The organism is Actinomadura fibrosa, from assembly GCF_900659615.1.
GTDB classification, from domain to species: Bacteria; Actinomycetota; Actinomycetes; order Streptosporangiales; family Streptosporangiaceae; genus Spirillospora; species Spirillospora fibrosa.
Genome location: NZ_CAACUY010000133.1, coordinates 1 through 24719 on the forward strand (window position 1 = coordinate 1; position 24719 = coordinate 24719).

General features: G+C 74.4%; 21 protein-coding genes. 11 read left to right on the forward strand and 10 right to left on the reverse strand.

Annotated features, from left to right (window positions below):
- Both E1300_RS32005 and E1300_RS32010 read left to right on the forward strand, forming a co-directional pair.
- Positions 1-569, forward strand: a 569-nt coding sequence (locus tag E1300_RS32005; RefSeq protein WP_165503080.1) for a substrate-binding domain-containing protein, incomplete at its 5' end; no start/stop codon positions are given.
- 118 nt (positions 570-687) lie between these two features.
- Positions 688-3609 carry a glycoside hydrolase family 48 protein gene (locus E1300_RS32010; protein ID WP_242619519.1) on the forward strand — a complete coding sequence of 974 codons (2922 nt, stop codon included), beginning with the start codon at positions 688-690 and terminating at the stop codon, positions 3607-3609.
- Positions 3610-3679: 70 nt separating this feature from the next.
- On the opposite strand, the gene pdxR is transcribed toward E1300_RS32010, so the two are convergent.
- On the reverse strand, positions 3680-5080 hold the full coding sequence (pdxR, locus tag E1300_RS32015) for a MocR-like pyridoxine biosynthesis transcription factor PdxR (RefSeq protein ID WP_131760843.1): 1401 nt from the start codon (positions 5078-5080) through the stop codon (positions 3680-3682).
- A 47-nt stretch (positions 5081-5127) separates the two neighbouring features.
- Here pdxR and E1300_RS32020 point away from each other — a divergent pair, with 47 nt between their 5' ends.
- The 3 genes from E1300_RS32020 (at position 5128) to E1300_RS32030 (ending at position 7711) form a co-directional block, all read left to right on the forward strand.
- Entirely contained in the window at positions 5128-6336 is a 1209-nt protein-coding gene (locus tag E1300_RS32020) for an MFS transporter (protein ID WP_165503081.1), read from the forward strand.
- Positions 6337-6413: 77 nt separating this feature from the next.
- Positions 6414-6962, forward strand: coding sequence for an RNA polymerase sigma factor (locus tag E1300_RS32025; protein WP_131760845.1), 549 nt, complete (start codon positions 6414-6416; stop codon positions 6960-6962).
- Complete coding sequence (locus E1300_RS32030; protein ID WP_131760846.1) at positions 6959-7711, forward strand: hypothetical protein; 753 nt, start codon at positions 6959-6961, stop codon at positions 7709-7711. The genes E1300_RS32025 and E1300_RS32030 overlap by 4 nt, the downstream gene beginning before the upstream one ends.
- 45 nt (positions 7712-7756) lie before the next feature.
- Here the strand turns inward: E1300_RS32030 and E1300_RS32035 are convergent, their stop codons facing one another.
- Complete coding sequence (locus E1300_RS32035; RefSeq protein WP_131760847.1) at positions 7757-8386, reverse strand: LysE family translocator; 630 nt, start codon at positions 8384-8386, stop codon at positions 7757-7759.
- A 94-nt stretch (positions 8387-8480) separates the two neighbouring features.
- Between E1300_RS32035 and dinB the strand changes: the two genes are divergently transcribed.
- Positions 8481-9650 carry a DNA polymerase IV gene (dinB, locus tag E1300_RS32040; RefSeq protein WP_242619520.1) on the forward strand — a complete coding sequence of 390 codons (1170 nt, stop codon included), beginning with the start codon at positions 8481-8483 and terminating at the stop codon, positions 9648-9650.
- Here the strand turns inward: dinB and E1300_RS32045 are convergent.
- Positions 9647-10492, reverse strand: coding sequence for an NAD(P)H-binding protein (locus E1300_RS32045; protein ID WP_165503082.1), 846 nt, complete (start codon positions 10490-10492; stop codon positions 9647-9649). The genes dinB and E1300_RS32045 overlap by 4 nt on opposite strands.
- 11 nt (positions 10493-10503) lie before the next feature.
- On the opposite strand from E1300_RS32045, the gene E1300_RS32050 reads away from it, so the two are divergent.
- The 4 genes from E1300_RS32050 to E1300_RS32065 all read left to right on the forward strand — a co-directional run bounded on the left by E1300_RS32050 (position 10504) and on the right by E1300_RS32065 (position 15696).
- Positions 10504-11157, forward strand: coding sequence for an MmyB family transcriptional regulator (locus tag E1300_RS32050; RefSeq protein ID WP_278045402.1), 654 nt, complete (start codon positions 10504-10506; stop codon positions 11155-11157).
- 71 nt (positions 11158-11228) lie between these two features.
- Positions 11229-13028: a LuxR family transcriptional regulator gene (locus E1300_RS32055; RefSeq protein WP_131760851.1), complete on the forward strand. Its 1800-nt coding sequence runs from the start codon at positions 11229-11231 to the stop codon at positions 13026-13028.
- Positions 13025-15043, forward strand: a complete 2019-nt coding sequence (locus tag E1300_RS32060) for a LuxR family transcriptional regulator (protein ID WP_131760852.1) — start codon at positions 13025-13027, stop codon at positions 15041-15043. Before E1300_RS32055 ends, E1300_RS32060 begins: the two co-directional genes overlap by 4 nt.
- Positions 15044-15045: 2 nt before the next feature.
- A complete protein-coding gene (locus E1300_RS32065; RefSeq protein WP_131760853.1) occupies positions 15046-15696 on the forward strand; it encodes a TetR/AcrR family transcriptional regulator in 651 nt (216 codons plus the stop codon).
- Between the two features lie 52 nt (positions 15697-15748).
- On the opposite strand, the gene E1300_RS32070 is transcribed toward E1300_RS32065, so the two are convergent.
- Positions 15749-17251: an MFS transporter gene (locus tag E1300_RS32070; RefSeq protein WP_131760854.1), complete on the reverse strand. Its 1503-nt coding sequence runs from the start codon at positions 17249-17251 to the stop codon at positions 15749-15751.
- A gap of 140 nt (positions 17252-17391) precedes the next feature.
- Between E1300_RS32070 and E1300_RS32075 the strand changes: the two genes are divergently transcribed.
- Positions 17392-18198, forward strand: a complete 807-nt coding sequence (locus E1300_RS32075; RefSeq protein WP_131760855.1) for an SAM-dependent methyltransferase — start codon at positions 17392-17394, stop codon at positions 18196-18198.
- Positions 18199-18260: 62 nt separating this feature from the next.
- Here E1300_RS32075 and E1300_RS32080 read toward each other — a convergent pair whose 3' ends face one another.
- The 6 genes from E1300_RS32080 to E1300_RS32105 form a co-directional block, all read right to left on the reverse strand.
- Positions 18261-19118 carry an SMP-30/gluconolactonase/LRE family protein gene (locus E1300_RS32080; RefSeq protein WP_131760856.1) on the reverse strand — a complete coding sequence of 286 codons (858 nt, stop codon included), beginning with the start codon at positions 19116-19118 and terminating at the stop codon, positions 18261-18263.
- Positions 19115-20467 carry a multiple monosaccharide ABC transporter permease gene (gene mmsB / locus E1300_RS32085; RefSeq protein WP_131760857.1) on the reverse strand — a complete coding sequence of 451 codons (1353 nt, stop codon included), beginning with the start codon at positions 20465-20467 and terminating at the stop codon, positions 19115-19117. Before mmsB ends, E1300_RS32080 begins: the two co-directional genes overlap by 4 nt.
- A complete protein-coding gene (mmsA, locus tag E1300_RS32090) occupies positions 20464-22053 on the reverse strand; it encodes a multiple monosaccharide ABC transporter ATP-binding protein (RefSeq protein WP_131760858.1) in 1590 nt (529 codons plus the stop codon). Before mmsA ends, mmsB begins: the two co-directional genes overlap by 4 nt.
- A gap of 6 nt (positions 22054-22059) precedes the next feature.
- Complete coding sequence (gene chvE / locus E1300_RS32095; RefSeq protein WP_131760859.1) at positions 22060-23187, reverse strand: multiple monosaccharide ABC transporter substrate-binding protein; 1128 nt, start codon at positions 23185-23187, stop codon at positions 22060-22062.
- Positions 23188-23230: 43 nt separating this feature from the next.
- Entirely contained in the window at positions 23231-24280 is a 1050-nt protein-coding gene (locus E1300_RS32100) for a hypothetical protein (RefSeq protein ID WP_131760860.1), read from the reverse strand.
- A partial coding sequence (locus tag E1300_RS32105; protein WP_165503083.1) for a zinc-binding dehydrogenase occupies positions 24264-24719 on the reverse strand: 456 nt, incomplete at its 5' end. The genes E1300_RS32100 and E1300_RS32105, both read right to left, overlap by 17 nt.

Consider the following 24719-nt stretch of genomic DNA (forward strand, 5'->3'; position numbering starts at 1 on the left):
CCGTCGTGCTGGCCGGCCGCCCCCTCGACGAGATGCCGCTGCCGTACGTCGACGTCGACAACCGCGGCGGCGCGCTCGCGGCGGTGCGGCACCTGCTCGGCGCCGGGCGCCGCCGGATCGGGACCATCGCGGGCCCCGCCGACCTCGGCGCCGGCGTCGACCGGCTGGAGGGCTACCGGCTCGCCGCCGAGGAGGCGGGGATGGGCGTGACCGGCCTCGTCTGCCGGGGCGACTTCGGCCGGCTGTCCGGCGAGCGGGCGATGGACCGGCTGCTCCAGCGCCGTCCGGATGTGGACGCCGTGCTCGCGGCGTCCGACGAGATGGCGGTCGGGGCGCTGAGCGCGCTGCGCCGCGCGGGCCGCCGCGTCCCCGACGACGTGGCGGTGGTCGGGTTCGACGACGCCCCGGTGGCCCGGCAGGTCCGCCCGCGGCTGACCACGGTGCGGCGGCCGTCGGAGGACCTCGGCGCCCGGCTCGCCCGCGAGCTCGGCGCGCACACCGGCGGCAGGCCGGTCGCCGAGCGCGCGGTGGTGCTGCGGACCAAGCTGATCATCCGGGAGTCCGCATGACGCCGCCGCGCTGACACCGCAGTTTCGAGAACGCATCCCGAGAACGCACCGCCGCCGGAGCGAGCCGGCGGTGGGGTCCGTCGTGCCCGCGTCACGGGCCTGACCGGAAGGAGCACAGGTGAGAAGACGGGAAAGGTGGCGCGCGTTCACGGCCCTGAGCGCGGCGCTGACCCTCCTCTGCGGCGGGCTCGCCGCCGCCATGCCGGTGCACGCCGCCGCGGCGGCGTGCAAGGTCGTCTACAAGAAGAGCGACTGGGGCTCGGGCTTCACCACGAGCGTCGACATCACGAACCAGGGCGACGCGCTGGACGGCTGGAAGCTGACCTACGCCTACGCCGGGAACCAGAAGCTGGCGAACGGCTGGTCGGCGAAGTGGTCGCAGTCGGGCGCGCAGGTCACCGCGGAGAACGAGAGCTGGAACGGGCACCTCGCCGCGGGCGCCACCGTGAACATCGGCGCCCAGTTCACCTACAGCGGGACGAACGCCGATCCGACGGCCTTCAGCCTGAACGGCGTCCTCTGCAACCAAAGTTCCAGTGCCCCGGTGGTGGCGCTGACCAGCCCCGCTCCCGGTTCCACGTACGCCGTGGGCGGCGTGGTGCCGCTGGCGGCCACCGCGACGGCCGGGTCCGGCGCGTCCGTGTCGAAGGTCGAGTTCTACAGCCAGGACGGGCTGCTCGCCGCCGGGGACACCAGCGCCCCCTACACCCTCAACTGGACGCCCACCGCCGCCGGGACCTACTCCCTCTACGCGAAGGTGACCGACAGCACCGGCGCCACCGCCGAGTCCGCCCCGGTCGGCATCACCGTGACCGCCGAGGCGAGCGTCGTCGCCGCGCCGGCCGCGCTCACCGTCGCGCAGGGCGCCAAGGCGACGTTCGCCGTGCGGCTGTCGAAGGCGCCGTCCGCGGCCACGACGGTGACGACGGCGCGCACCGCGGGCAACACCGGCCTGTCGGTGACGGGCGGCGGCTCACTCACCTTCACCCCGCAGAACTGGTCCGCGCCGCAGAACGTGGAGATCACGGCGGACGCGTCCGGGACGGGGCAGGCGACGTTCACCGCGTCCGCGACCGGGTACGCGGCGGCGACCGTCACCGCGACCGAGGTCGCGACCGGCGGCGACGTGTACACCCAGCGGTTCCTCGACCAGTACAACAAGATCAAGGACCCGGCGAACGGCTACTTCAGCCCGGAGGGGATCCCGTACCACTCGGTCGAGACCTTCATGGTGGAGGCCCCCGACCACGGCCACGAGACGACGTCGGAGGCGTACAGCTACCTCGTCTGGCTGGAGGCCATGTACGGCAGGGTCACGCAGAGCTGGGCACCGTTCAACGCGGCGTGGGCGCTGATGGAGAAGTACATGATCCCCACGCACGCCGACCAGCCGACGAACTCGTTCTACCAGCCGTCCAAGCCCGCCACCTACGCCGCCGAGCACCCGCAGGTGAGCGACTACCCGTCCCAGATCGACGGGAGCGTGTCCTCCGGGCAGGACCCGATCGCCGGTGAGCTGAAGTCCGCGTACGGGACGGACGACATCTACGGCATGCACTGGCTCCAGGACGTGGACAACGTCTACGGCTACGGCAACACCCCCGGTGGCGGCTGCGAAGGCGGGCCGGGCGCCGACGGCCCGTCCTACATCAACACCTACCAGCGCGGCTCGCAGGAGTCGGTGTTCGAGACCGTGCCGCAGCCGACGTGCGACGCGTTCAAGTACGGCGGCAAGAACGGCTACCTGGACCTGTTCATCAAGGACTCGTCCTACGCCAAGCAGTGGAAGTTCACCGACGCGCCCGACGCCGACGCCCGCGCGATCCAGGCCGCCTACTGGGCGGACGTGTGGGCGAAGGAGCAGGGCAAGGGCGGCGACGTCGCGTCCACCGTGGCCAAGGCGGGCAAGATGGGCGACTATCTCCGCTACTCGTTCTTCGACAAGTACTTCAAGAAGATCGGCGACTGCCGCCCCGCCGCGTCCTGCCCGGCCGGGACGGGCAAGGACAGCGAGCATTACCTGCTGTCCTGGTACTACGCCTGGGGCGGCGCGCTCGACACCAGCGCCGGCTGGGCGTGGCGCATCGGCGACGGCGCGTCCCACTTCGGCTACCAGAACCCGCTGACCGCGTACGCGCTGGTGAACGCGTCGGCGCTCGCGCCCAAGGGGACCACGGCCAAGACCGACTGGCAGACGAGCCTCACCAGGCAGCTCCAGCTCTACAAGTGGCTGCAGTCCGCCGAGGGCGCGATCGCGGGCGGTGTCACGAACAGCTGGGAGGGCAACTACGGGACGCCGCCGTCCGGCCTGACGGAGTTCTTCGGCATGCCCTACGACTGGCAGCCCGTCTACCACGACCCGCCCAGCAACCAGTGGTTCGGGTTCCAGGCGTGGTCGATGGAGCGCGTCGCCGAGTACTACCAGGTGTCCGGCGACGCCAACGCCAAGGCCGTCCTGGACAAGTGGGTGCCGTGGGCGCTGTCGCAGACCACGGTCGACCCGTCGGCCGGCACGATCAAGATTCCGTCCACGCTCACCTGGACGGGGCAGCCGGACGCGAACTGGTCGGCGGCCACCGGGATGCCCGCGGCGAACACCGGCCTGCACGTCACCGTCGCCGACTACAGTGACGACGTCGGTGTCGCGGCCGCGTACGCCAAGACGCTCGCCTACTACGCCGCCAAGTCGGGCGACGCCAAGTCCAAGCAGGCCGCCAAGGACCTGCTCGACGCCATCTGGAAGCACACCGACGCGAAGGGCGTGTCGGTGCAGGAGACCCGGACCGACTACAAGCGGCTCAAGGACCCGGTCTACGTCCCGCCGGGCTGGACGGGCACGATGCCGAACGGCGACCCGATCAACTCCAGCTCGACGTTCATGTCCATCCGGTCCTTCTACCAGCAGGACCCCGACTACGCGCGGGTCTGGGCCTACGCCAACGGCACCAGCTCGACCGCGCCGGTGTTCACCTACCACCGGTTCTGGGCGCAGGCCGACATCGCCCTCGCGATGGCGGACTACGGCCGCCTCTTCGGCTGACCCTGTGCGGCGTGCCGTCCGTCCCCGGACGGGCGGCACGCTCTGGGGTGAGGCGGCCTGCTCGGTCGTCCTAGACCTTGGCGGGCAGGGCGTCCGCGAGGGTCGCCGACAGCGCGTCAAGGGCGGCCGCGTACGCGTGTTCGGGCGGTCTGCCGTAGCCGACGACCAGTCCTTGCGGGTGGCGGTCGCCGGGCTCCTGCCAGCGGTCGCCCAGGTATCCGAGGGCGAGGCCCCGCGCGTCCGCCGCCTCCCGGACGTCCCGCTCGTCCGGGCCGCCGGCGGGCAGGCTGACCATGACCTGCAACCCGGCCGCGATCCCGTGAACGGGCAGGCCGAACCCCCGAAGGCGCGCGAGCAGCGCGTCGCGGCGGCGCCGGTACCGCACCCGGCAGGCGCGGACGTGCCGGTCGTACCCGTGGCTCTCGATGAGGTCGGCGAGCGTCAACTGGCCGAGCGTCTCGGTGGCGTGGTCGTCGTACCGCTTGGCCTCGGCCACCGGCTCGACGAGCGGCTCCGGTAGTACCATCCAGGCCAGCCGCAGAGCCGGACCCAGCGTCTTGGACGCCGTCCCCACGTACACGACGTGGTCGGGGGCCGTCCCCTGCACGGCCCCCACGGGACGGCGGTCGTAGCGGAACTCCCCGTCGTAGTCGCTCTCGATGACCAGCCCGCCGGTGTCCCGCGCCCAGCCGGTGAGCGCCCGGCGCCGTCCGGGGTCGAGGGTCTCGCCGGTCGGGTACTGGTGGGCGGGCGTGACGACGGCCGCGTCCACGTCAGGTCCGAGAAGGTCGGTGCGCGCCCCGCGCTCGTCGACCGGGAGCGCGACGACGCTCGGGCCGTTCCGGCGGACGACCTCGCGGTAGAAGGCGGCGCCCGGGTCCTCCATCGCGACCGCGGCCCCGCCGCCGAGCACTCGCGCGAGCAGGCCCAGCCCCTGCACGTACCCGTTGACGATCACGATCGACTCCGGACGCGCCGGCACGCCCCGGGCGCGTCCCAGGTAACCGGCGAGCGCGGCGCGCAGCTCCGGGCGCCCGCGCGGATCACCGTAGCCGTAGACCTCCGACGCCGCGCCGCCGAGCGCCCGCCGCGCCGAGCGCAGCCAGGCCGCCGCCGGGAAGGCCGACGTGTCGGGGCTGCCGGGCCGCAGGTCGTGGCGCGGCGCGTCCGGCGCCTCGCCGGTCCCGCGGACGGGCACGGGCGCGGGCAGCCGGGCCACGGCGGTCCCGGATCCCTGCCGGGCGGTGAGGTAGCCCTCGGTGATGAGCTGGTCGTAGGCCGCGCGGACCGTCCCGCGCGCGAGGCCGAGCTCGGCGGCGAGGCGCCGGGTGGCGGGCAGGCGGGTCCCGGGCGCGAGCCGTCCCGACCGGACGGCCGCCCGCAGCGCCCGCTCCAGCCCGGCCCGGCGCCCGTCCGCCGGGTCCATGTCGATGTGGAGGTCGAGACCGGAAGCGGGCCATGGATCCGTCATGCCATTGGATCTTAGAACTGGCCCAATACCGCCCTACCGTCACCGCCATGACGAGTGCGCGCGCCGCGCGGAGCATCCCGCTGCTGGCCCTGGTGAACGGCCTGACCGTGGCGAACCTGTACTACTGCCAGCCGCTGATGCCGCGCATCGCCGCGTCGTACGGCGGCTCGCCCTTGGTCGGGAACCTGGTGGCCACCGGCCAGGCCGGGTACGCGCTGGGGCTCGTGCTCGTGGTGCCGCTCGGCGACATCGTCCGCCGCCGCCCGCTGGCCTGCACGCTCCTGCTCACGCAGGCGGCGGCCCTGCTCGCGACGGCGGCCGCGCCGGGCCTGCCCGCCCTGCTCGCCGCCGGGCTCGTGCTCGGCCTCGCCACGTCGAGCGTCCTGCAGACGCTCCTGCCGTACGCCGCGGGCATCGCGCCCGAGCGCGAGCGGGGCCGGGCGGTGGGGACGATGCTCACGGGCTCGCTCGCGGGCGTCATGCTGTCCCGGACGGTCGCGGGCCTGGCAGCGGAGATCGCGGGCTGGCGAGCGGTCTTCGTGGCCGCCGCCGTCGTGACCGTGCTGCTCGCGGTCGTGCTCGCCCGCGCGATGGAGTCCGTCCCGGCGGAGGTCGAGCTCGGCTACCGCGCGCAGCTCAGGGCGACCGCCCGCCTCGCGCTCGCCGAACCCGTGCTGCGCCGCCGCGCGCTGATCGGCGCCTGCGTGTTCGCCTGCTTCACCTTGTTCTGGGCGACCGCGCCGTTCCTCCTCGCCGGACCGCCGTACCGCTACGGCGACGCGGAGATCGGCCTGATCGCCCTGGTCGGCGCCGCCGGCGCGCTCGCCGCGCGCCCGCTGGGCCGCGTCGCGGACCGCGGCTCCGAGCGCCCGCTGACCGGCGGCCTGCTCCTCCTCGGCCTCGTCTCGTTCGTTCCGCTGTGGGCGGGCGCGACCACGCTCTCCTGGCTCATCGCCGGGATCGTCCTGCTGGACGTGGCCGTCTCCGGCGTCCACCTGCTCAACCTGAGCGTCGTCTACGGCCCGCCGGGCGGCGCCCGCGCGCGGATCGCGTCCGTCTACATGACCGCCTACACCCTCGGCGGCGTCACCGGCGCGGCCGTGGGCACGGCGGTCTACCAGCACGGCGGCTGGGGCGCGGTCCAGGCATGCGGAGCCGCGTTCATGGCCATGGGCCTCGCCGTATGGGCCCGCGACACCGGCGTTCCCGTCCCGCCGCAGGCCCCGGTGGCACGTCCCCGAACGCGCAGACGATGACGGAAGATCCGGGGTGTAATCGCCGGACGTTGCCGGACATAGGTGGGCATCACGAACGAGAACCCGAGGAGATGAGAGTGGGAGATGATCAAGATCGTTTCTCCGGACTCTACGCGGCCCACTATCCGGACGTCATCCGGTTCGCGGCCCGCAGGACCGACGCCGACCAGGCGCGCGACGTGGCCGCCGAGACCTTCCTGATCGCCTGGCGGCGGTTCACGGAGTTACCGGACGAGCCGGACGAGAGGCTGCCCTGGCTCTACGGCGTGGCCCGCAACGTCCTGGCGAACCAGCACCGCGCCGAGCGCCGGCGGCTCCGGCTCGGCGCGCGGATCCGGTCCAGCGGGCGGGAGACGTCCACGGCCGACCACGCGGCCGGTGTCGCGGCGTCCCTGGACGCGCGGGCGGCGCTGGGCAGGCTCTCCGCGCGCGACCGGGAGGTCCTGCAACTGGTCGCCTGGGAGGACCTGGACGTCACCGGAGCCGCCGCGGTCGTCGGCTGTTCGCCCAGGGCCTTCGCCGTGCGGCTCCACCGCGCGCGCCGGAGGCTGGAGAAGGCACTGGCCGAGCCCGACACCGGGACCCGGGGACGGCAGGGCATCGAGATGAAGGAGGCACGGTCATGACGGCTTCGGACCGGGCGCACGTCCGGCGGCTCCTCGCGGACACCGATCCGCTCGCCCCCGGCCAGTACGCCGGGGCCGCGGACGACGCCGATGGACGCCGCACACTGGCCGGCATCCTCGCGGACCCGCCGCGCCGCCGCCCCATCCTGCGCCGCCGCGTCAGCTCCCGCCGGCGACGCTGGCTCGTCGTCACCGGCAGCGCCGTCGCGGTCGTGTCGGCGGCCGGTGCGGCCGGCGCCGCGGGCTTCGCCCCCACGAGCGTCATCGAGGGACTGCTGAGGGGAGAGGAGCCCTACACCACCTGGGGGAAGCTCGACACCTCCAAGGCGCAGCTGGTGATCGAGGCCCGCGGCCCGGACGGCGCCCTGGCGCAGTGGTGGTTCGCCCCCGGGGAGAAGGGCGGCGGCTGCGTCTACCTGCGCAGCGTGACGGCCCACGGCAAGTCCGACGGCTCGACCGAGTGCAGCGGCCCTCCCGGCATCCTGCCCCCGCGCGACGAGAAGCTGAGGATCAGCTACGCCCCGCTCGCCGACGACTGGATGGGGGTGGTCGGCCGCGCCGCGCCTCCCGCCGTCCGGATCCGCGTGACGTTCGGGGACGGCACGCGGGAACTCGTCCCCGTGCGCGCGGATGGCTACTTCATGCGCGTCTTCGACCGGCGGCGGCCCGCCGGAACCGAGACCGTCGACACCGCCGCCCTGGACGCCGAGGGCCGTGTCCTCGCGTCCCAGCGAACGGAGGGCAGCTAGCGCGAGGGCGGCCGACGCGAGGCCGGCCGCCCCGGCTCAGGCCGCTCAGCGCTCGGCCGCCAGCCGGACCCCGAGCCCGATGAAGACGGTCCCGGTCGCGGCGTCGATGCGGCGCCGCACCGCCCGCCGCTCGCGCAGCCACCCGCCGATCCGTCCCGCGAGGACGCCGACGAGGCCGTCGGCGAGGAACTCCAGGACGATCAGGACGCCGCCGAACACGACGAACTGCGTCCAGACGGGCCCGGCCGCCGGGTCGATGAACTGGGGGAGGAAGGCGACCATGAACGTGAAGGTCTGCGGGTTGGCGCCCGAGGACACCACGCCGTTGAGGAACGCGCGCCGTCCCGACATCCCGCCCGCGCCGGGATCGTCGCCCTCGCGATCCTTGCGCCGACGGATCATCTGGACGCCGAGGTAGATCAGGTAGGCGGCCCCGGCGAAGCGCAGCACCGTGAACACGAGCGGGAACGTGGTCAGCAGGACGGCGAGCCCGGCGGCGGCCGCGGCGACGTAGAGCGCGTCCCCGAGGATCACGCCGGTCGTGGCCAGCAGCCCCGCGCGGGCCCCGCCGCGCATGCCGCAGCCGAGGACGAACAGCATGTCCGGCCCCGGTGTGACGAGGGCGACGACGGTGGTCACCGTGAACACGGCGAGCAGATGAGGGTCGACCGGCATCCGATGATCATCCCGTCCGCCGCCCGTTCGAACAATCGGATAATGCCGACAGGGCCTCTGGCCTGCGACTTCGCGTCCATGCGAACATATGTTCGTGTCTGCTTCGATCCTCCACGCCGACCTCGACGCGTTCTACGCGTCGGTCGAGCAGCGCGACGACCCCGCGCTGCGCGGCCGTCCGGTGATCGTGGGCGGCGGCGTGGTGCTGGCGGCCAGCTACGAGGCCAAGGCGTACGGGGTGCGGACCGCGATGAGCGGCGGGCAGGCCCGGCGGCTCTGCCCGCGCGCCGTCGTCGTCCCGCCCCGCATGTCCGCCTACACCGCCGCGAGCCGCGCCGTGTTCGCGGTGTTCCGGGCGACGACGCCGCTGGTGGAGGGCCTGTCGATCGACGAGGCGTTCCTCGACGTGGACGGGCTGCGCGAGGAGCCGGCGCGCGTTGCGGCCCGGCTCCGGCGCGAGATCGCCGAGGAGGTCGGCCTGCCGATCACCGTCGGCGTCGCGCGGACCAAGTTCCTCGCCAAGGTGGCGAGCGGCGTCGCCAAGCCGGACGGCCTCCTCGTCGTCCCGCCGGACGGCGAGCTCGACTTCCTGCGCCCGCTGCCCGTCCAGCGCCTCTGGGGCGTCGGGCCCGCCACCGCCGCCAAGCTCGCGAACCTCGGGATCACCCGGGTCGGCGACGTCGCGGACGCGCCGGAGGGCGCGCTGACCTCGCTGCTCGGCCCCGCCGCCGGACGGCACCTGTCCGCGCTGGCCCGCAACCGCGACCCGCGCCCGGTGCGCACCGGCGTCCGGCGCCGCTCCATGGGCGCCCAACGCGCGCTGGGCCGCCGCCACCGCACCCGCGAGGAGCTCGACGTGATCCTGGTGGGCCTCGCCGACCGCCTCACGTCCCGCCTCCGGACGGCCCGCCGCGTCTGCCGCACCGTCACGCTCCGGCTGCGCTTCGGCGACTTCACCCGCGCCACCCGCTCGCACACGCTCCCGCAGGCGACCGCCGAGACGCCCCGGATCCTCGCCGCGGCCCGCGACCTGCTGACCGCCGCCGCGTCCATGATCGACGACCGCGGCCTGACGCTCATCGGGATCTCCCTGGGCGACCTGCACGACGACCACGCCGTCCAGCTCGCCCTCCCGTTCGACCAGGCCATGAGCCTGGACGCGGCCGTGGACGGCGTCCGCGACCGCTTCGGCACGTCCGCCATCACCCGAGCCGTCCTCCTAGGCCACGATCCTGGCCCCACGATGCCCACACTCCCGGACTAACCCGCGAAGTCGGCGGCGTGGTCGGTGGCCCAGGTGGCGAAGGTGCGGGCGGGGTGTCCGGTGATCTGCTCCACGGCCGGCGAGACGGGGACCGGTGCGTGGACGGCCTCGGCGGCGTTCCGGACGAGTGCTTCGGCGATCTCCGGCGGCCCCCATCGGGCCAGGTCGCGCCGGTGCTCGTCCAGGTCCTGGATCTCGAACGCGACGGTACGGCCGACCACCTCGCCGATCAGCTCCGCCTGGCGCCTGCGGGTGAGGACCTCCGGGCCCGTCAGGAGGTGGACGGCGCCACGGTGGCCGGGACCGGTGAGGGCGTGCAGGGCGACGGACGCGATGTCGGCCTCGTGGACGGGCGCCGAACGCGCATCGGGGAACGGGTCGCGCACCGTGCCGTGGGAGCGGATCGTCCCGGCCCATTGCAGGGTGTTGGTCGCGAAGCCGCCGGGGCGCAGGAACGTCCAGGCGAGGTCCGAGGCGGCGACCTCCTCCTCCGCCTTGCCGTGCATGGACGCGAGAGGGTCTGCGGACGAGGCGTCGGCGCTCGCGGCGGAGAGGAGGACGGCGTGCTCGACACCCGCTGTGCGAGCGTGCCGGAGGAACTCGCCCAGCCCGTCGCGCTCGGCATAGAGGAACACCGCTCGGACGCCGTCCAGGACGGACGCGAAGGTGGCGGGGGCGGAGAAGTCGACCCGGGTCACGTCCACGCCGGAGGGCAGGTGCGCGAGGCCGGCGAGCGGTGCCGGTGAACGGGTCGCCGCACGGACTTCGTGCCCGGCGGCGACGAGCTGACGGATGAGGGAGCGCGCGATCGTGCCGCGCGCTCCGGTGATCAGGATCGTCACTGCTCGCGGGGATATCGGCCGACTACTACATCCGGCTGGAGCAGGGGCGCGGGCCGCGGCCGTCGGCGCAGGTGCTCGCCGCGCTGGCCCGCGCGCTGCGGCTGCCGGACGGCGAGGCCGACTACCTCGCGGGGTTCGCCGGACGGCCGCCGGTGCGGACCGTCCGCGAGGTGCCCGCGAACGTGCTCCGGCTGCTGGAGCGGCTGGACGGCGTCCCCGCCATGGTCATCAACGCCCGCTACGACGTCCTCGCGTGGAACCGCATGCTGACCGCGCTCATCGGTGACCTGGCGGAGGCGCCGGAGGAGCGCCGCAACACGCTGCGCTGGCTGTTCTCCGGCCCGCTGTCCGGTGACCGGCGCGCCCTGGCCCGGCGGTGCGTCGCGGATCTGCGGGCGAGCGGGCGCTACCCGGCGGACCCGGGTGTCCGGGCCATCGTGGACGAGCTGTCCGCGTTCAGCCCCGAGTTCGCCCGGATGTGGGCCGATCGGGAGGTGGAGGTGCAGCGGACGCTGACCAAGCGCGCCGTCCATCCGGTCGCCGGAGAGCTGGAGCTGGACTGCGAGATCCTCCCGGTGCCCGGCTGCGACCAGTGGGTCGTGCTCTACACCGCCGCGCCGGGCAGTCCCTCGCATGAAGGGTTGCGGCGTCTCCGGACCTGGTAGCCGCGGGGGCCCGGCTGGACGTCCGTGGAACTCGGGTGCGCAAAAAATAATCGAGCGCTTAGTATTGGGGTATGGATCCGAACGTTCGGCGCGTCCCGCCCGGACGCGCCGCGGCGGACGCCGAGGTCGAACGCCTGCTGGCCCGTGCCCGGAACGGGAGCGGCGGTGCCATCGCCGTGACCGGGCGGCCCGCGCCGCTCGGCCGCGTGACGGGCATGCACGTCCTGCGCGCGACCTGCGTCTGCGATGAGGCGGATGTGCCTTTCGCGGCGTTGCATCTCCTGGTCGCCCCGCACCTGCATCGCCTTGCCTCCCTGCCTCGTCACGGTGCTGATGCCCTTCGCGCCGCCTTGGGCATGGCTCCGCCGCACGACACCGGGATGGGGGAGAGCTCCGTGATCGGCAACGCTCTGCTGGCGCTGTTGGTGGGCCTGGCGGAGCGGGAGCCGCTCCTGTGCCTGGTGGAGGACGCCCGGTGGATGGATCGGCCTTCCTATGAGGTTCTCCGGTCCGCCGCGAGCGGAGCCGGTGATCACCCGATCGCGATCGTCCTCGCCGGGTGCGGGGCCGATGATCAGGCGTCCCGGGTCGCGGGGCTGATGGACGTCGCGCGCGGCGCCCGGGCGAGCGGGGATCTCGGTGCGCTGCGGGAGGCCGGCCGGGCGCTCGCCGCTGAGTCTTTGGGCCTCGGCGACCCGCTGCGGCGTGACCGGCTCGTCGTCCAGTCGTGGACGGCGCTGGCCGAAGGCGACACCGCGACCGGCCTGCGCATGCTGCGCGGGATCGCCGGGTGGCCGCTCGACCGCTGCCCGCCGCGGCTGCTCCCGCTCGTCGCCGATGCCGCGCTGCTGGCCGGGGACGATGAGGCGGCGGCGGACGCGGCGGCGCTGGCCGTCCTGGGATGGCGGCACCGGCGCGGTGCCGTCGCTCCGCCCGGAGCGCTGCTCCTGCTCGTCCGGGCGCAGATCCTGCGGGGCGCGCACCCGGAGGCGCGCGCGCTGATCGCCGAGGGGCGGACGGCGGTGCGCGGTCCGCATGCGGGTCTCGATGCCCTCGACGCTTGTCTCGCAGCCATGCGGGGTGACGCTGAGTGTGCCCGCGCGCTGGCCGGGGCCGTTCTGCGGACATCTGATGATCTCGCGGCGCGCTCATGGGCACAGGAGGCCCTGGACCTCCTCGATCTGGTCGGCGGAGCACCGGAACGGCTGCTCGCCCGCCACGATCCGGAACCCGGCCGGTTCGCCGAGGTGACCCGGCTGGCCGGGGTGGTGGAGGCGGCCGTCGCGGTGGGCGGGCTCGGTCAGGCGCGGGACGCCGCCGCCGCGTTCGAGCGGTTCGCGGACGCCTGCGGACACCCCTGGGCGCAGGCTGTCGTGGCGCGGTGCCGCGCGCTGATGGTCGGTGACGGGGCGGAGGAGCACTTCGAGCGGGCCGTCCGGCTGCATCGCAAGGGCGGGCGGCCCTTCGAGCGCGCCCGCACCGACCTGCTCTACGGGCAGTGGCTGCGGGCGGAGCGGCGCCGGGACGAGGCGCGGGTCCGCCTGGTCAGTGCCGTGGACCTGTTCGAGCGGCTGGACGCGGCGCCCTGGGCCGAGCTGGCCCGCGGCGAGCTGCGGGCCGCGGGGTACGGCGAGCCCGCCCCGCCGGACGGCGGCGACCGGCTCGGCCGGCTGTCCCCGCACGAGCTGAAGGTCGTGCGGCTGGCGGCGGCCGGTGCGACCAACCGGGAGATCGGCGCGCGGCTCTCGGTGAGCCACCGCACGGTCGGCTACCACCTGAACAAGGCGTTCCCCAAGCTCGGCGTCGCGTCCCGGCTGGAACTCGCCCGGTTCGCCCTCGACGAGCCGCGGGTCGAGGGGAGGGCGTCATGACCGGGGCGGACGGACGGGACGCGGCCCTCGCGGAGATCCGGGCGGTCATCGACCGGGCCCGCCTCGGTTACGGCGGGGCGGTCGCCGTCCGCGGGGGAAGCGGCCTGGTGGACAACGCCGCGAGGTTCGCCGTGGACGCCCGGGTCCTGCGCGTCCGGGGAACGGAGGCGGAGGCGGACCGTCCGTTCGCGTCGCTGCCCTCGATCGTCGGGCGGCATTTCGACCGCATCGGGGCGCTGCCGGATCCGCAGGCCGCGGCGCTGCGCCGGGCCCTCGACCCGGACCCCGCCGGGGCCGGGCCGGGTGACCGGCTTCTCGTCGGATTGGCGCTGCTGTCCCTGCTCACCGGTCTGGCGCGGACGCGTCCACTGGTCCTCCTCGTCGATGACGCCCAGTGGCTGGACGAGGCGACCGCCCGGGCGCTGGCCTTCGCGGCCCGGCGGATCGGCAGTGCGCGGGTCGCGCTGGTCCTCGTGACGCGGCCGGACGCACCGCCGCCCCCGCCCGCGCGGTCCTTCCCGCCGGGGTGGCCTGCCGGGGACCGCCGCGGCGAGGCGGCCGAGACCGCGGACATCGCCGAGCTCAGGGCCGCCGTCGAGCGCGAGCAGGGGTCGCCGCGCCTGGCCGGGACGATCCTGCTGGACGGTGCGCGCCGCGCCGGGGACGCCGCGCTCGCGTCCCGGCTGCTCGGCGACGCCGTCCTCGGAGCCGGGTACGGCGCCGACCGCGAGGCGCTGCTCGCCACGGCGTCCACCCTGGAGGCGACATCCGAGCTGGCGGCCGCGCCGGAGACGGGCGGGCTCCGTGCCGAGCACGCGCGGTGGGTCCGAGCGCTCGCCGCGTACTACTCCGGTGATCTGGCGGCGGCGGTCCCGGCGCTGCGGGCCGGGCTGGACGCGGCGGGAGCGGCCGGGGAACCGCCCGCGATCCGGGTGACGATGGTGTTCGCCGCGCACGCGATCGGGGACGACGCGGCGGGGGAGCGGCTGGCCGCGAACCTCGTCGAGGACTGCCGCCGCGGGACGTCCGCCGTGCTGCTGCCCGACGCCAGGCAGATGGTGGTGCTGTCGCGGCTCGTCCAGGACGATCATGTCGGGGCCCGCAGGCTCGCGGCGGAGGCCCTGGACGCGGTCGAGGGCACCGGCGGGACCCATCGCGCCGGGTACCTGACCGGGCTGCTGGCGTGGCTGGCCGCCGCGGAAGGGGACGCCGATCGCGTCGCGGCCCTGGCGCGGAGCATCGGGTGGGCCACGACCAGCGGGAACCGGCCCGTCGAGGGCTGGGTGACGGCCGCGTGGGCGCTGCTGGAGCTGGGCCGCGGGCGCCCGCACGCCGCGCTGGAGCGGTTGCGGGAGCTGGCGGAAGGGCCTGCCTCGCATGTCCTGCCCGCCACGCTGGCGTTGCCCGATCACGTGGAGGCCGCCGTCCGCGCGGGGCGCCCGGACCTGGCCGCGCCCGCCGCCGCGCGGTTCGCCGAGTACGCCGAGCGCATCGGGCAGCCGTGGGCGCGGGCGGTGGCGCTGCGGTGCCGGGCGCTGCTCGCCGCGGACGAGCGCGCGGGGAGCGCCTACGCCGAGGCGGTGGACGCGCATCCCCCGGACCGCCGTCCCTTCGCGTGGGCCAGGACGGAGCTGCTGTACGGGGAGTGGCTCCGCAGGCGCAAGCGGCGGGGCGAGGCGCGGTCGCACCTGCGGGCCGCCGCGGACGTGTTCGAGCGGCTGGACGCGGTGCCGTGGGCCGAGCGCGCCCGCGGTGAGCTGGAGGCCACGGGGGAGCGGGCGCCCCGCCAAGACCTCGGCGGCGCGTCCGGGCGGCTCACCTCGCAGGAGCTCCAGGTCGTGCGGCTCGCCGCGGCCGGCGCGTCCAACCGGGAGATCGCGGCCCGGCTGTCCCTGAGCCGCCACACCGTCGGCTACCACCTCTACAAGGCGTTTCCCAAGCTCGGGGTGTCCTCGCGGGCGCAGCTCCAGCGGCTCGACCTGCCCGGCGTCCGGACGACCCGCGAGAGAATGTAGGAATGGCCGAGCAGGGAACCACGAGTCCGCCGCGGCGCCGCGGACGGCCGCCGAAGGGCGAGGCGGGCGACACCAAGGCCGCGCTGGAGCGCGCCGCGCTCGGGCTGTTCGCCAAGCACGGCTACGCCGGGACGTCCATCCGGGCGATCGCGCGGGGCGTCGGGCTCAGCGAGAGCGTGCTGTACGCGCATTTCCCGAGCAAGCGCGCCGTGTTCGAGGCCGTCCTGTCCCGGTACGGCCCGCACGGTGCCGCGGCGGTCATCGACGGCCTGGACCCCGCCCTCGCCGCGGACGATCCCGCCGGGTTCGTCCGCGCGCTGGTCTCCGCGGTGATGGAGCTGTGGGACACGTCCGACGCGCGGCTGTTCATGAGCCTGATGGCGCGGGACGGCCTGACGCACGATCCGTCCATCGTGACCGACATCGACGCCTCGGTGCACCGGCTGGCCGAGGTGATCGACGGCTGGCGGGCCGCCGGGCAGGTGCGGGACGGCCTCGGCGACTCCGACGACCTGGCCTGGGCGCTGCTCGCGCCCGTCGGGCAGACCCGCGTGGTGTACCTGCACGGCGACGCGGCGCCCGAGCGGCGCCGGGTCGCCGTGGAGCGCGCGCTCCGGCACGCGGAGTTCTTCGTCAGGACCGTCCTCCGCTGACGGATCGGCGGCGTATCGCCGTTCGGGCGATACGCCGCCTCCCGTGGACGCGTCAGGCGGCGTGGGCCGGGAACGCGGTCTCGGCCGCGGTGCCCGGGGCCGGGCGCGGGGTGTTCATCACGACGAGGATCAGGACGCCGGCGGCGAACAGGATCGCGGCGGCCCAGCCGAAACCGGTCGCGAAGCCGTGCGACAGCCCCTCGTGCAGCACGGCCGGGCTCTTCGGACGCGTCGCGAGGTAGTCGGCGGTCGCGCTCGTCGCGACGGTGTTGAGCAGCGCCGTCCCGATGGACCCGCCGATCTGCTGCATCGTGTTCACGGTCGCCGACGCCGCGCCGGACTCGTCCTCGCCGACGCCGTGGGTGGCGTAGCTCATCGCGGGCGGCATCACGAGGCCCATCCCGAACCCGAGGATCATCATCGTGGGCAGCAGCGTCCCGGCGTAGGAGCTGCCCGCGTCGAGCGTCGTCAGCCAGGCGAGCGCGCCCGAGGCGATGAGCAGGCCGGGGCCGACGAGGGCGCGCGGCGGCGCCTTCGGCAGCAGCCGCGTCGCCACGCCGCCCGCCGCGACCAGCACCGCACCGGTCATCGGCAGGAACGCGAGGCCCGCCTTCAGCGCGGAGTAGCCCATCACGACCTGCATGAAGTAGGTGAGGAACAGGAACGTCGCGAACATGCCGATGATGCCGAGGCCGACCGCGAGGAACGCGCCGCCGCGCGTCCGGCTCAGCACCACGCGCGGCGGCAGCAGCGGGGCGGCCACCCGGGTCTCCACCACGGCGAACACCGCGAGCAGCGCGGCGCCCGCGGCGAGCAGCCCGAGGACGGTGCCGGAGTCCCAGCCGTCCTCCTCCGCGCGGCTGCACCCGTACACGACGGCGAGCAGGCCGAGGACGGCGACGACCACGCCCGGCACGTCGAACCGGGTCCGGTCCTTCGCGCGCTCCTCCGCGGGCAGGACGGGCAGGCCGCAGGCGGCGATGCCCGCGATCACCACGTTGACGTACATGCACCAGCGCCAGTCGAGGTACTCGGTGAGCAGCCCGCCGAGGACGAGGCCGATCGCGCCGCCGCCCGCCGCGATCGCGCCGAAGATGCCGAACGCCTTCGCGCGCTCGTCGGTCCGGCTGAAGTTCACCGCCAGCAGCGACAGCGCCGACGGCGCGAGCAGCGCGGCGAACACGCCCTGGAGGGCGCGCGCCGCGAGCAGCGTCCCGAAGCCGGGCGCGGCGCCGCCGAGCGCGGAGGCGAGCGCGAACCCGGCGAGGCCGATCGCGAACGTGCGGCGCCGCCCGGTGTAGTCGGCGACGCGCCCGCCGAGCAGCAGCAGGCTGCCGAACGCGAGCGTGTAGGCGGTGATGACCCACTGCCGGTCGCCGTCGGAGACGCCCAGGTCCGACTGGGCCGACGGCAGCGCGATGTTCACGATCGTGACGTCGAGGACGATCATCAGCTGGGCCAGGCAGATGAACACGAGCGCCACCCAGCGGCGGCGGCCCGGTCCGCGCGCGGCGCCGGGCGGCGGTGCGGCCGCGTTCCCGGTGGAGGACGACATACGGAGCCTTTCTCGAAGTGCTGTCCCCACGGAGTCTCGGCCGGGTTCCGGCGCCGCCGAATCCGGCACACGACCGGTCGCGTGCCGGGGCGTCCCGGTGGCCGTGAGACGATCGTCCCCCGGGACGGAGTGGAGTCACGATGGCCGAAGAGGAGTGGTCGGCCGCCGACGTCGATCTGACGACGCCCAACACGGCGCGGATCTACGACTACCTGCTCGGCGGCAAGGACAACTACGCCGCCGACCGCGAGGTCGGCGACCGGCTGCTGGAGATGATCCCCGAGGCGCGCACGGCGGCCCGGGAGAACCACGCGTTCATCGGACGGGCGGTCCGGCACCTGGCGGGCGAGGGCGTGCGGCAGTTCGTCGACGTCGGCGCGAAGCTGCCCGCCCGGGGCAACGTCCACGAGGTCGCGGCGGAGATCGCCCCCGGCTCCGCCGTGGTGTTCGCCGACGGCGACCCGGTCGCCCTCGTCCACGCGCGGGCGCTGCTGGCCGGGGCGCGGGGCGCGTCGGTCGTCCGGATCGACCCGCGGCGCCCGGACGCGCTCGCCGCCCACCCGGAGGTCAGGGAGCACATCGACTTCGACCGGCCGGTCGCGGTGATCCTCGACCGCGCGCTGCACTTCATCGACGACGCCGCCGAGGCGGCCGCCGCCGTCGGCCGCCTGCACGACGCGCTGGCGCCGGGCAGCCACCTCGTGTTCACGCACATCACGCAGGACCCCGAGCCGGAGGCGGGCGGTGACGTCGGGCGGCTGTTCCGGCCGACGCTCTCCCACTTCTGGGGACGCACCAGGGAGCAGATCCAGGACCTCGTGAAGCCGTTCGACCTGCTCGAACCCGGCCTGGTCTACACCGCGGAGTGGCGGCCGGACCCGGGCGCCGCGCCCATGCCGCATCCGGAGCGGACGTTCACGCTGGCCGGGGTCGGCCGCCGCCGCTGAAAGCGCTTCGCGGCGACCGTGCCGCGCGTCCTTCCCGGCGCTCCTCGCCGCGGTGCCGCGCGTCAGCCGGGGAACGCGGGGGAGGGGAGGCCCGCCCCCGCGTCCGGCACGACGAACAGGGCGCCGGCGAGGGCGTCGTCCGGCGGCGCCCCCGTGGTCGCGGTGGTGACGTAGAGGTCGCGGAGACCGGGCCCGCCGAACGCGCACGCCGTGGTCTGCCGCGCCGGGATCTCCACGACCCGGTCGAGCGTCCCGGACGGCGTGAACCGCAGCACGCGCCCGCCGCCCCACAGCGCCACCCACACGCAGCCGTCGGCGTCCACGGTGAGCCCGTCGGGCAGCCCCGGCGGCGGGACCGACGCGAACGGGCGGCGGCTGAACGGCCGCCCGCCGGACGCGCCGCCCGCGTTGAGGACGTCGACGCGGCCCGTCGGCGTGTCCACGTAGTACACGAGGCGGCCGTCCGGGCTCCAGGCGACGCCGTTGCTGACCGTCACCCGGTCGAGGACGGTGCCGACCGCGCCGTCGGCGGTGACCCGGCGCAGCCGCCCGCCGCCGTGCGCCTCGTCGTAGCGCATGGTGCCCGCCCAGAACGCGCCGTCGGGCGCCACCGCGGCGTCGTTGCCGCGGCAGCCGTCCTCCGGCCACTCCGCCAGCCACCGGAACGCGCCGTCGCGGTCGTACAGCCCCGCGCCGTCGCGGAGGTTGGCGACGAGGCCGCCGCCGGCGCGGGGCCTGACCGCGCCGACGTGCTGCGCCGTCCGGACGAGGACCGCGCCGGACCCGCCGGACGGGTCGTGGGCGCGGACCTCGCAGCCGAGGACGTCCACCCACAGCAGCCGTCCGGCGGCCGCGTCCCAGACCGGGCTCTCGCCGAGCGCGGCGGGCCCGCGCTCGGCGACCTCGGCGCCGCCGCTCACCGCAGCACGGGGGAGCCGGCGCGGCGCTTGGTCCACACGTCGAACGCGACCGCGGCGAGCAGGACGATCCCCTTCACGAGCATCACGCGCTCGCTCGGCGCGCCGATCAGCGACATGCCGTTGTTGATCACGCCCATGATGAGGCCGCCGGTGATCGCGCCCACGACCTTGCCGACGCCGCCCTGCACGGCCGCTCCGCCGATGAAGGCGGCGGCGATCGCGTCCAGCTCGAAGGAGTTGCCCGCGGTCGGGCCCGCCTGGTTGAGCCGCCCGGCGAAGATGACCCCGGCGAGCGCCGACAGCACCCCCATGTTCACGAAGATCCAGAACACGACGGACTTGACCTTCACGCCGGACAGCACGGCGGCCTGGAGGTTGCCGCCGACCGCGTAGATCCGGCGGCCGAACACCGCGCGGCCGGTCAGCACCGTGTAGCCGAGCACCAGCGCCGCCAGCAGCACGAGCACCCACGGCAGGTTCTTGAACCGGGCGAGCTGCACGGTCACCGCCATGATCAGCGCCGCCGCCGCCACGATCTTCAGCAGGAAGACCGGCAGCGGGTCCACCGACTGCTGGTAGCCGATCCGCGCCGCGCGGGCCCGCCACTGGGCGGTGGCGAGGCCGGCGACCGCGGCGATCCCCGCGAGCAGGCTGAACAGGTCGGCGCCGCCGAGCACGCCGAGCCCGATGTTGCCGAGGTACCCGGAGGTGAACCCGTTGGACAGCGTCCGGATCTGCTCCGGGAACGGCCCGATGCCCTGGTTGCCGAGGACGGTCAGCGTCAGCGCCCGGAACAGCAGCATCCCGGCCAGCGTCACGATGAACGACGGGATGCCGAAGTAGGCGATCCAGTAGCCCTGCCACGCCCCGATCGCCGCGCCCGCGACGAGCGTGAGCAGCAGCGCGAGCGGCCAGGAGACGTCGTGGTTCACCATCAGCCACGCCGCCACCGCCCCGGTGACGCCGACCACCGACCCCACCGACAGGTCGATGTGCCCGGAGATGATCACGAGGATCATCCCGATCGCCAGGATCAGGATGTAGGAGTTCTGGACGATGATGTTGGAGATGTTCTGCGGCTGGAGGAGGTCGCCGCCCGTCAGCACCGTGAACAGCACGACGATGAGGGCGAAGGCGACGTAGATGCCGCTCTGCCGGACGTTGACCGACAGGCGCGTCAGCGAGCGGCCGTTCGCCGCGGTGCCGGTCGCGGTGTCCGCCAGGGTGTCGGCGCCTGCGGGGCCATTGCCCTTGCGGAGCCTCCCGCCGGTCCCCTTGCCGGATCCGGCCGGTCCGCCGGCGGCGTTCGCGCCGCCGCCGGTCGCGTTCGTGGGCGCGGTGCGGCTCATGGGACCCGCTCCCCTTCCTTGTCCTTGGTCATGAGGTGCATGAGGCGTTCCTGGGTGGCGTCGGCGCGGGCCACCTCGCCGGTGATCCGGCCCGCCGCCATGGTGTAGACGCGGTCGCACATCCCGATCAGCTCGGGCAGCTCGGAGGAGATCAGCAGGATCGCCTTCCCCTCGTCCGCGAGCCGGTTGATGATCGTGTAGATCTCGAACTTGGCGCCGACGTCGATGCCGCGGGTCGGCTCGTCCAGGATCAGCACGTCCGGGTCCGTGAAGATCCACTTGGACAGGACGACCTTCTGCTGGTTGCCGCCGCTGAGCTTGCCGGTCTCCCGCGCCACGTCCGGCGCCTTGATGTTCATCTCCCTGCGGTAGCCCTCGGCGACGCGGTACTCCTCGTTGCCGTCGACGAACCCGCGCCGCGCCAGCCGCGGCAGGCCCGCCGCGGACACGTTGCGCTTGATGTCCTCGATGAGGTTGAGGCCGTACCGCTTGCGGTCCTCGGTCGCGTAGGCGATGCCGTGCCGGATCGCCTCGCGGACCGAGCGGGCCTGGATCTCCCGGCCGTCCTTGTAGAGGCGGCCGGAGATCCCCGTCCCGTAGGAGCGGCCGAACAGGCTCATCGCCAGCTCGGTGCGGCCCGCCCCCATCAGCCCCGCGAGCCCGACGATCTCGCCGCGCCGCAGCGTCAGGCCCGCGCCCGCGACGACGACCCGGTCGTGCTGCGTCGGGCTGTGCACCGTCCAGTCCTCGACCCGCAGCACCTCCTCGCCGACCGCGGGCTCGCGCGGCGGGAAGCGGTGCTCCAGGTCGCGGCCGACCATCCCGGAGATGATCCGGTCCTCGGTGACGTCCTCGGCGGACGGGTCGAGCGTCCCGATCATCCGGCCGTCCCGCAGGATGCTCACCCGGTCCGCGATCGCGAGGACCTCGTTGAGCTTGTGCGAGATGATCACCGCGGTGATGCCCTCGTCGCGGAGCCCGCGCACGAGGTCCAGCAGGTGCGCGGAGTCCTCGTCGTTGAGCGCGGCGGTCGGCTCGTCCAGGATCAGCAGCCGCACCCGCTTGGACAGCGCCTTCGCGATCTCCACGAGCTGCTGCTTGCCGACGCCGAGGTCGGCGATCGGCGTCACCGGGTTCTCCGGCAGCCCGACCCGCTCCAGCAGCCGGGCCGCCTCGTGGTTGGTGCGGTTCCAGTCGACCAGCCCCTTCCCGAAGAAGCGGCGGCGGCCTGACGTCTGCTCGTTGCCGAGGAAGATGTTCTCCGCGATCGACAGCTGCGGGCAGAGCGCCAGCTCCTGGTGGATGATGACGATCCCGCGCGCCTCGCTGTCGCCGATCCCGGCGAAGCGGCACGGCTCGCCGTCGAAGGAGATGTCGCCCTGGTAGGAGCCGTGCGGGTACACCCCGGACAGCACCTTCATGAGCGTCGACTTGCCCGCGCCGTTCTCCCCGCAGATCGCGTGGATCTCACCGCGGCGGACGGTGAGGTTCACGTCCTGGAGCGCGTTGACGCCGGGGAACGTCTTCGTGATCCCCCGCATCGCGAGGATGTCGTCGCCGGCCTCGCCGCCGTCAGCATGAGCCATGGCGGGTCAGCCGATCTGCGCCTGCGTGTAGTAGCCGCTGTTGATCAGCGCCGACTGCACGTTGGACTTCTCGACGATGACGGGCTGGAGCAGCTGCGACGGGACGACCTTGACGCCGTTGTTGTAGTCGGTGGTGTTGTTCACCGCGGGCTTGCCGCCCTTCAGCACGGTGTCGGCCATCTTCACGGTCTCGGCGGCGAGCTGCCGGGTGTCCTTGAAGATGGTGGAGTACTGCTCGCCGGCGAGGATCGACTTCACCGACGCGACCTCGGCGTCCTGCCCGGTCACCACCGGGTACGGCTGGCCCGCGGTGCCGTAGCCGTTGCTCTTGAGCGCCGACAGGATGCCGATCGACAGCCCGTCGTAGGGCGACAGGACGCCCTGCACCTTCGTGCCGCCGCCGTAGGTCTTGGTGAGCAGGTCCTCCATGCGCTTCTGCGCGGTCGCCGGGTCCCAGCGGAGGATCGCGATGGTCTTGAAGTCCTTCTGGCCGCTCTTCACGACGAGGGTGCCCTTGTCGATGTACGGCTTGAGGACCGACATCGCGCCGTTGTAGAAGAACGTCGCGTTGTTGTCGTCCGGCGACCCGGCGAACAGCTCGATGTTGAAGGGACCCTTGGCCTTGCCGTCCGAGCCGTCGGCGTTCTTCAGCTTCAGGCCGATCAGCAGCGACGTCGCCTGCTGCACGCCGACCTTGAAGTTGTCGAACGTGGCGTAGTAGTCGACGTTCGGGCTGTTGCGGATCAGCCGGTCGTAGGAGATGACCGGGATCTTCTTGTCGCCGGCCTCCTGGAGCTGCGTGGTCAGCGCCGTCCCGTCGATCGAGGCGACGACGAGCAGCCGCGCGCCCTTGGTGATCTGGTTCTCGATCTGGCTGACCTGCGTCGGGATGTCGTTCTCGGCGTACTGGAGGTCGACCTTGTAGCCGAGCTTCTCCAGCCCGGACTTCACGTTCTGGCCGTCGTGGATCCAGCGTTCGGACGACTTGGTCGGCATCGTGATGCCGATCAGCGCGCCCTTCGTGTCGCCGGCCTTGGCGTCCTTGTCGACGGTCTTCTCGGACGAGCCGCACGCCGTCAGCGCGGTGGCGAGGGCGAGGGCGGACGCCGCGGTCATGATGCGCCGGAGTCTCATGTCGTTCTCCTTCGGGGGTGGGGCGATCGGCCGGACGGATCGGTCAGCGCGGTGCGGCGGGCAGGGGCGCCGCGCCGGGGTCGGCGGCGCCCGCGCTCCCGGCCTCGGCGGTGGGGAACCGCCGCAGGTCGCCGGGGGCGCGGGCGCCGGCGGGGGACATCCCCTCACCCGCCCCGAGCCGGGCGAGGGTGTCCAGGACGAGCCGGCCGCGCCGCACGCGCTCGCGGCCGCTCTCCACGGCGGCGGGCAGCAGGTGCGCGCCGACCGGGTACAGGGCGGGCGCGTTGCGCAGCCCGAACTTCAGATAGATGGGGGCGCCGCAGCGGATCAGCTCCGCCGCGTCGTAGATCCGGACGAAGCCGCCGAGGTCGTCGGGGGCCTCGACGTAGAAGTCCAGCGGCGCCGCGCTCATCGCGCGGATCTCGGCGAGCTGCGCGACGGACAGGTCGCTCGGCACGTTGACCGAGTCCGCGCCGAGCCGCTCCCAGATCCCGAACGACACCGGGTTCACCGGCCCGACCAGCGCCGACACCTTGAACGTGGTGTCCGCGGGCAGCCGCCCGGCGGCGCGCATCCGGTGCAGCGTCCACAGCACGCCCTCGTCCGCGACGAGCAGGCACCGCACGCCGAGGGCGGCGGCGCGCTCGGCGTCCTCGACGCACTGGGCGAGCTGGTCGCGGCCCCGGGCGCGCGGCCCGGACGAGGGGTAGGCGCGGCCTCCGGCGCCCGGCTCCCACGTCCCGCGCGGGCCGAGGAACAGGCACAGCTCGACGGCGCGCGCCTCGCACGCGGCGACCATCTCGCCGATCTCGGCGTCGGTCAGCATCCACACGCCGCTGCCCTGGCTGATGCGGTGCAGCGGGACGGCGAGCCGCTCGCTCTCGGCGAGCACCGCCGCCAGGACGGCGGGCCCCTCGCAGGACGGCAGCTCCGTCCGCCAGGCGCCGCCGTCGGGGAACCGCGCCGCCGAGGAGGGCGGGCGTCCCGGCGCGGCGGGGAAGCCCAGCTCCCGCAGGACGTCCTCGCCGGGCTGCCGCGGGCCGTGCTCGCCGGGCGGCCGCGGGCCGGGGGCGTGGTCAGGCGACGGGTCCATCGGTCCTCCCGCTGGTCGGTTCCGGGCGTTCGAGCAGGTCGCGGTCTTCGAAAAGATCGGCGCCTTCGGGCGGATCGGGCCGCCCGGGCAGGCCGGGGCACAGAAGCACCTTCCCGGCCTCGGGGGCGGCGCTGAGCTTCAGCGCCGCGGCGAAGTCGGCGAGCGGCAGCTCGTGGGTGACGAGGTCGGCGGGCCGCAGCACGCCGGTGCTGAACGCGCGGACCGTGTAGGCCCAGTCGGCGGGGCCCGCGCCGCACACCGTGGCGACGGAGACCGTCCGGGTCACGAGGAGCGCGGTGGGGACGGCGTCGGCCGGGTCCCCGGGCAGCCCGGTGATCGCGACGCGGCCGCCGCGCCGGGCCAGCTCCACGGCGGTCCGGGCGGTCCCGGCGGCGCCCGCCGTCTCCAGCACCACGTCGAACGCGCCGGCCAGGGCCCC